At 66.0% G+C, this 726-nt stretch carries 1 protein-coding gene; it reads left to right on the top strand.

Annotation, left to right across the window (positions count from 1 at the left end):
- Positions 1-114 precede the first annotated feature (114 nt).
- Positions 115-645 carry a CHAP domain-containing protein gene (locus CVH10_RS16855; protein ID WP_106489324.1) on the top strand — a complete coding sequence of 177 codons (531 nt, stop codon included), beginning with the start codon at positions 115-117 and terminating at the stop codon, positions 643-645.
- The last annotated feature ends 81 nt before the right edge of the window (positions 646-726 follow it).

Genomic DNA, 726 nt, shown 5'->3' with positions numbered 1-726 from the left:
AGCCCACAGCGCAATCCACAACAGGCCGCACGACGATATGCCGAAACAACTTGCTACCGGCCGTGATCCCGTGGCCTAAAGGGTGCCTCGTAGACGGGTCGGGATACCCTAAGCATGACGAAACGGCTCAAAGCCGCCGCGGTTGCGGCGACCCTCGGTTTTTTCGCGCTGGGGGCCGTCCCGTCCACCGCTAAGGCCGATGAGCCGTATTGGCAGTGCGTGACCTTCGCCCGGATGTTCTCGGGCATCAACATCTTCGGCGACGCCTGGACCTGGTGGCGCCAGGCCACCGCCAACTTCCGCACCGGCAAGGCGCCTGAGACCGGCTCGGTCCTGGTCTTCCGCCCCGAGGGCCGCATGAGCCGGGGCCACGTCGCCGTCGTCTCCGACATCCTGACCGACCGCGTGGTTCGCGTGACCCACGCCAATTGGGGCGGCAGCCGCGGCAAGGTCGAGGAGAACGTCACCGTCGTCGACGTCTCGCCCGCCAACGACTGGTCGCAGGTCAAGGTCTGGTACAATCCGATCAACGACCTGGGCACCACGGTCTATCCGACCTACGGCTTCATCTACAAAGGCGCCCGCGACGCCTTCGACGCCGGCCGTCAGATCGCCGCCAACGTCTCGGCCCAAGGCCAGCACTAAGCTTGCACCGCCCGCCATCGCGGGCGATAGGCGGGCATGACCCAATCCAGCGACATCACCTACGCCGGCTATCTGGCGTTG

Origin of the sequence: Halomonas sp. ND22Bw (assembly GCF_003011945.1) — a bacterium.
Classification (GTDB): Bacteria; Pseudomonadota; Gammaproteobacteria; order Pseudomonadales; family Halomonadaceae; genus Halomonas; species Halomonas halophila.
This window is presented reverse-complemented; position numbering and strand designations above follow the sequence as displayed.